This window comes from Moorena sp. SIO4E2, from assembly GCF_010671945.1.
GTDB lineage: Bacteria > Cyanobacteriota > Cyanobacteriia > Cyanobacteriales > Coleofasciculaceae > Moorena > Moorena producens.
On sequence record NZ_JAAHIE010000285.1, the window covers coordinates 2137 to 9330 of the forward strand.

Consider the following 7194-nt stretch of genomic DNA (forward strand, 5'->3'; position numbering starts at 1 on the left):
CCCTCGAAGAAGTAGAAATTGTCAACATTGACAATGGCAATCGCTGGTCAACCTATGTTTTGCCAGGAGAAGCAGGTTCAGGAAAAATTTGTCCCAATGGAGGGGGAGCGCTACTGTGCAAAGAGGGAGATACCTTGATTATCTGGGCAAACGAGCAATGCGATCGCGCTGAAATTTTGAGTAGCGGACACCAAGCGCGGGTACTGATTGCTGATGAAAACAACTGCTGTCAAGAAGTTTTTTACCAGACTCTCACCCCTACTCTCACCCCTAATGGAGAGAAACTGGAATACAACGGCTATCAAACCAGTAACGGCAAACAATTGACCTCTAAGTCAGAGGTAATGGTGGGGGCTGAAGCCTAGTTTTCCAGGAATTACGCATTTGCCTCCTAAATTACCCAATTTTGGGGTATTTTGACATCATTACTTTCCATAAATATCCATAATTTGGTAGATAGGGGTGCTAAATACACTTAAGCGCGTAAGTCCTGTTTTCAAATAAATCGGAAGCAAGTAATACAAAGCATAAAGGTGAAAGATGACAACCCTACTTCGGCAACTCAAAGCCGCTTTTCGGATTGAATCAGTTGCAGTGAACAACAACGGTGTACAAGTCACTTGGAAAGATGGTCATCATAGCTTTTACCATAACCTCTGGCTGCGGGATGCTTGCCACTGTCCCGAATGCTTCCAGCAGGATACATTGAGCCTTAACAGCTCAGAAGGGGAAGGACATGACCCCCTGAAAATGCCACTCAATCCCATCACTGAAGCGGTCAAGATTGATCGTGAAGGCAATTTGGATATAGTCTGGGGCGGTCAAGAACCTGGACATCACAGTGTATTCGATCCATCTTGGCTGCGAGTTCACTGTCAAACAGACCCCGCTCTCAAACAGCGACGAAAACCCCAACTGTGGGATTCATCAGTGTCCATCCCTCATTTCGATTACTACGAAGTGATGAAAGACGATTGGGCACTGTTGCTGTGGTTGGACAAGATGCTGGAATTGGGAGTAGTCATCATTGACAACGTGCCCAAGAATCGAGAAAGTTTTCAGGCACTGATAGAGCGGATTGGACCGATCCAAGAACGATATCATCCCACCCATATCTTTACGTTGGATACAGCAAACAAACTGGCAGGGAATATTCACCACGCCTATCAGTATATGCAACGTTTACATAATCACACAGACCATGTGTCTTACAACGTTCCTCCCAGACTGCAATTTCTCGGATGTATCCAATACGACAACCCAGACTATGACAAACAGGCATATTCCACGTTAGTGGATGGATTTAAAATTGCCCAAGTTCTCAGAACCCAACAGCCAAAATTCTTCGAGTTGCTGACCACAGAGTATGTGCCAACAGGTCGCCGTCGCCTGGGTGTGGAAGAAAAAGTATCTAAGCATGAAATTGGCACCAAGAAGTACCAATGGGAAACTTATCATCGTCAGCATGTAATTAATTTGGATGAAACGGGTGAAGTCTACCAGATTCGTCACCATGAAACAGACCGAGTGCCACTAGAGGTTTCTCCTGATAAGATTCAAGACTTATATGCAGCCTACCAAGCATTTACAGCGCTAGCTGAAGCTCCTGAATATAACGCCGAATTTCTGATCGCTCCGGGACAAGTATTAGTTAACGACAACTGGCGATTACTCCACGGGCGTACCGCCATTCATAATCCTCAGCTGCGACGAGTTTTACTGGGAGCCTACATGAAGCCAGAAACATTCCGTAGCAGGCGGCGACTGTTACTAGGTAAGAAAAGCGGTATGTCAGATATCTGGTTAATGGGATGCTCAGACCGTGCTTTAGAAATTCTGGCAGACCGCACCACAATCTAAAGAAACGACATACATAGCAGCTTGATACATAGGAGCTTGAAATTAACATGACCACGCTACTTCGACAACTCAAACCTGCTTTTTGTATCAAATCCATGGCAACCAGTGACAATGGCGTAGAGATCACTTGGAAAGATGGCCATCAAAGCTTTTACCATAATCTCTGGCTCCTAGATAGCTGTCGCTGTCCTAAATGCTTTCAGCGAGATACCTTAAGCCTCAATAGCGGACATGACCTCCTCAAAATTCCTTTAAACCCAACTACTGAAAAGGTGACAATTGATCCTGAAGGGAATTTGGATATTGTCTGGGGTGGTCAGGAAACAGGGCATCACAGTGTATTCGATCCTTCCTGGCTACGAGTTCATTGTTACAATGACCCAGCCCTTAAACAAAAATCAAAACCTCAACTTTGGGATGCATCAGTATCTATCTCTTATTTTGATTATCATGAGGTGATGAATGATGACGACGTTTTATTGTCTTACTTAAATCAGCTCGTCGAACTAGGGGTAGCAATAATTGAGAATGCTCCAAATGACGAACAAAGCTTTCGGGCATTGGTGGAACGGGTGGGGCCTTTACGGCAACGTTATCATCCCACCAATGTATTTACTATGGATAGACAAAACACAGTTGCTCAAGCTATCCAACACTCTTATCAATTGGGGCGTTTAAGAAATCATACAGACGTTACTGCCTTCGATATTCCCACTGGAATCCAATATCTGCAATGTACCCTCTACGACAACCCGGATAACGACAGACAAGCCTATTCTACCGTCGTTGATGGTTTCAAATTAGCAGAGGTAATCAAAACAGAAAACCCCTACTTCTTTGAGCTACTTACCACAGAATATATACCAGCAGGTCGTCGGCGACTCTCTGTAGAAGAGAAACTATCGGAAAATGATTTCAGCCCCCGAAAATACGAATGGGAAGCTTATCGACGTAATCATCTAATTAACTTAGATGAAAATGGAGAAGTTTATCAGATTCGGTATAACCACAACACCAGGATACCTCTAGAAGTTTCCTACGATAAGATTCAAGACCTATTGACAGCCTACCGAAGATTTTCCCAACTGTTACAAGATCCTGACTATAATGCCGAATTTCTACTGACTTCCGGACAGGTGTTAGTAGTTGACAACTGGCGAGTGCTCCATGGACGTACTGGTATCTGGAGTCCTTTCCTGAAACGAACGTTGCTAGGAGCCTACTTGGAGGAAGAAACCTTCCGCTGTAGACGGCGAATTTTGCTAGGGGAGAAAACTGGGATGTCAAACCTGTGGTTAATGGGATGCTCAGACCGTGCTTTGGAAATTCTCGCAGATCGCTATGTTTGAGATAATGGAACAATCTTAATCGATGGGAAGTGAAGCGCTGTCAACAACAAACAGCGCTTGCATCAGAAGATTAAAGCTATTTTTAGGGCGCACCGAGGTGCGCCCTAACTATTATAATAGTTGCTCATTATCACAAATCGGTAATTTATTCCTAAATAATATGCTAGTTATTAAACTGGCACAAGCAAAAAAAATTTTTGTCCTCCCATTTTAATAGAGGTTCCCGAGGGATTGTTAAAGCAGACATAATAGGACTTAAGGCTCGAATGCTGATTACAGTAACAGGGATTGGGCTTAGGAATCGAGTCAGTAGCTGCTCACTGTCTAACCAAGCACCAACATTGATATCCTCTTGACTCTAACCGTTACCAGAGGAGGATTATGGCTAATTTTTCAAGGATTTGCCCATAATCCCAGGCTCTAGTATTGAATATAAATATATAGTGTAAGAGTCTTGAGTTAGGTACCGCTAACAACAGCTAGCTTGAAACGTCCTAATAACTCCTCCTAGGCAGGAGTGTACTTGAACTAACAAACACCAATTACCACTCACCAATCACGACTCACCAATCACGACTACTGCCACCATTTCATCTATGAGGGAAACTGATGGTCTTATCTTTGAAAATCGTACATGATACCTTCCTAAAACAGCAACCTGTACCCAGCCAGAAGATCGAAAATGAAGAGGATAAAGTTTGGGTCAAAAAAGGCAGGGAACTAGAGCTGCACAGCTGGGTAGACCTCAAAGAAGAGAAGTCTTACCTGCGGGTTGCTTTGACCAAAGATGAATTTAATGGCAAGAATACCTGGTACGTCTACGAACCCCATGTGGAAGTTTGGGATGACGACAAGCAGTTGTTCCCTAAGAAAATATCCATCAAGGTCAGGAATGTTACCTCCTGCTCCACAGAAGTGGTTCGGGGGCTAGACAAACAGATTATTGATGAAATGAACCGACTCATCCCGAATGTACTAATCAGTTTTGATGATTTAGATGTGGAACTAGGTCCTGCTGTCTGGGCTATGCTGCAACCCGCTGCCAAAAGAGCCCTCGAACGTGCTATTCAAGACCGGGGCGTTCCCATGGTAATCAATTCAGCCTATCGCACCATTGCCCAGCAATTAGTGTTATATAACCACTACAGAAATCGCCGTTGCGGTATTCCCATTGCTGCCCGTCCGTCTCGAAGTAATCACCAAAGTGGTCTAGCCATTGATATTTCAGATTACCTGAGCTGGCGACCTTACCTCCAGAAGTACGGCTGGCGATGGCTCGGTTGGGGGGACCCAGTTCATTTCGACTACGTAGGCGGACGTACCCGAGACATTCGCTCCCTAGCAGTGCGGGCATTCCAGCGAGTTTGGAACCGCTATAATATCAATGACCGGATTGCCGAAGATGGTTCCTACGGACCATCAACCGAGAGACGACTAAACAATAGTTTTTCAGAAGGGTTTTCGATCTCGGTACCCCCCAAGACCGAATCTGACAAGTCAATACAATTTCGGGTACTGCGCCTAAGCCAACCTTACATGAAGGGAGAAGACGTACGTGCTATTCAACAAGCCTTGGCCAAAGCAGGCTATAGTCTGGAGCCGGATGGTGTCTATGGACCAGGTAGTGAGGGAGTTGTAAAGCAGTTCCAAGAACAAAACGGCTTAGATGTAGATGGAGTTGTCGGCCCAGCAACCCGTGCCAAGATGGGACTTTAATCGAGAACCATTGACCCTAACCCAATGGTCAATGGCAAAACAATGTATCATTCATTCACAAGTTCCAGAGGTATTCATCATTCCTAAGTCATCATTGATTGTTTCATTGATTGTTTCTCCGTAACTGACAATTTAAATGCGTAAGCTATTAGCACGACTTTTTAAAGCTATCTACCGAATTATTTTCCGACCAAAAAACGGTAAACTAAGGAGAAGAGACCAACCCATGGCACGTATTCTAATTTCCGCTGGTCATGACCTCAAAGACCCGGGAGTAGTGGCTTTAGGCACAACAGAATCTCGGGAAATGATACTTACCCGTAACGAAATTGTTAAAGAGCTGGAATTACGGGGAGTAGATTGTATTGTTGTTCCTGACTCTCTCAGCCGTCGAGACACGATTCGATGGATCAATGCCAATGCTGTGCCTGGTGACGTAGCCTTGGAAATTGATGGCAATGCCTTTAACGGTTCCCTGGGAGGGGCTCAAGCCTTTTACATCTATGGTAACGATGAAAGGCAGCTGGATGCTCAGCTCTTACTTAATGCATTACTCCAAGAAATTCCTGAACTTCCCAGTCGTGGCGTTAAACCGGATATCCACTCTCCAAATCGGCGTGGCTTATCCTTTTGTCGTCAGGTAGCAGTCTCTTCGGTACTCATGCAGTTGTGTTTTATCGACAATCCTCAAGACCTAGAGTTACTGCAAAATCAGCGGGAAAAATTTGCAAAAGGGATTGCTCAAGGGTTAATTCAATGGAGCGGTCAGACTCCAAAAACTCCTGAATTTCCTACTATCAATATCTTTATTAAACAACAGAAGTATGACGAAAAAGGTATTTTAATTAATAGCAATGCCTTTATTCCCGTTGATTTAGTGGAAATGCTCGGGATTAGCCTAACTGATCGGGAAGATATTCGGCAAATCAGTTACGGAAATGTGGTATATGTCAAAGCGGTAGACTTACAAGAGTTTAATATAGCTGCATCCTGGGAAAATCAGACAAAAACTGTAATTTTAAATTCACTTCCCCGCACCTTACTGGAAGATGGTGACCAAATTATGGGGATGGGAAATGCCACGGAAAGCCAATTGAAAAGCTTTCTTGAGAAAAACAATGAAGACGGTTTAAAACAATTTCCTGACTTACCCAGACTTTACATAGAAGAAGCGGAAAATGAGTTAGTTAACCACGATGTTGCCTTCTGTCAGATGTGTTTGGAAACCGATTATTTACGCTTTGGAGGGAAGGTCAAACCTGAGCAGAATAACTTCTGTGGATTGGGTACTGTTGAGGCTAGTGCTGCTGGTGCTACATTTCCTGACCCGAAAACAGGAGTTAAAGCTCACATTGAGCACCTGAAGGCATATGCCAGTACTGATATGATTAACGAGCCCCCGATAGTAGACCCTCGTTTTGACTATGTGCCCAGAGGTGTTGCTCCTTCAGTTTATGACTTAGGCAGACGTTGGAATCCAGATTTGGAGTACGGGAATCAGATTATGGTACTTATTAAACAGCTTTATGGTGTTTTTTGAAGGATGAAGAATGTAATACGTCATACTTCACACTTAATACTTAACACTTGATACTTCACACGTCATACTCAATTGTTAACTACTGCCTAAAACAAACAAACTCAGAAGCGTACCACTATTCCAGAGACTATGGAGCAGCATGGGAGCTAGGAGATTACGCGATCGCGTGTAAACGAATCCCAAGACAATTCCCAATGTGGCTAGGGGTAGGACTTCTGAGAGACTCAAATGAGCGATCGCAAAAATCAGACTACTTAATGCGATCGCTCCCCAAACTGGTAGATAACGAGTCAAAGAGGGCAACAAGAACCCTCGAAAGATTATCTCCTCAAACACTGGTGCTGCCACAGCTGCTGTCAGAAAAAATATGATTAAAGCTATGGTGTCCTGTCCCTCCAAAGCTAGGGGCAACAGTGGGTTACTACCGCCATTTCCTTGCCATAACTGTTGGTTAATCAGAGATACCACAATCACCAAGGGGAGTGCTATCAAATAGCCACCGACTCCCCAGACAATCCAGTTGCTGCGCCACTTGAACCGAAACCAATCCTGTGGCAGGGGCAAAAAGGGCTTAATGGAAAGGTACATCACTAACAAGCCACCAAATGCCATGATTAGGTAAGTTAGCAACACATAGAAAGCACTCATCTGTACCGTAAAATTGGCTGGGTTAATCCCAACAATCCCCAGTGAGAGCCCAATTAAAAGCGGTAACAGGAGTTGACCGAT

Annotated in this window: 6 protein-coding genes; 5 read left to right on the forward strand and 1 reads right to left on the reverse strand. The window is 44.2% G+C overall.

Annotation, left to right across the window (positions count from 1 at the left end; all coding sequences use genetic code 11):
- The 5 genes from F6K37_RS24105 to tftA form a co-directional block, all read left to right on the forward strand.
- A partial coding sequence (locus F6K37_RS24105; protein WP_287252613.1) for an aspartate 1-decarboxylase occupies window positions 1-365 on the forward strand: 365 nt, incomplete at its 5' end.
- Between the two features lie 175 nt (window positions 366-540).
- Window positions 541-1860 carry a TauD/TfdA family dioxygenase gene (locus tag F6K37_RS24110; protein ID WP_008188321.1) on the forward strand — a complete coding sequence of 440 codons (1320 nt, stop codon included), beginning with the start codon at window positions 541-543 and terminating at the stop codon, window positions 1858-1860.
- A 47-nt stretch (window positions 1861-1907) separates the two neighbouring features.
- Window positions 1908-3209, forward strand: a complete 1302-nt coding sequence (locus F6K37_RS24115) for a TauD/TfdA family dioxygenase (protein WP_287252615.1) — start codon at window positions 1908-1910, stop codon at window positions 3207-3209.
- A gap of 609 nt (window positions 3210-3818) precedes the next feature.
- Entirely contained in the window at window positions 3819-4925 is a 1107-nt protein-coding gene (locus tag F6K37_RS24120; RefSeq protein ID WP_008188316.1) for a peptidoglycan-binding protein, read from the forward strand.
- 226 nt (window positions 4926-5151) lie between these two features.
- Window positions 5152-6465: a hormogonium tapered terminus morphoprotein TftA gene (gene tftA, locus F6K37_RS24125; RefSeq protein ID WP_287252617.1), complete on the forward strand. Its 1314-nt coding sequence runs from the start codon at window positions 5152-5154 to the stop codon at window positions 6463-6465.
- 75 nt (window positions 6466-6540) lie between these two features.
- On the opposite strand, the gene F6K37_RS24130 is transcribed toward tftA, so the two are convergent.
- On the reverse strand, window positions 6541-7194 hold a 654-nt coding region (locus tag F6K37_RS24130), incomplete at its 5' end, for a CPBP family intramembrane glutamic endopeptidase (RefSeq protein ID WP_287252620.1).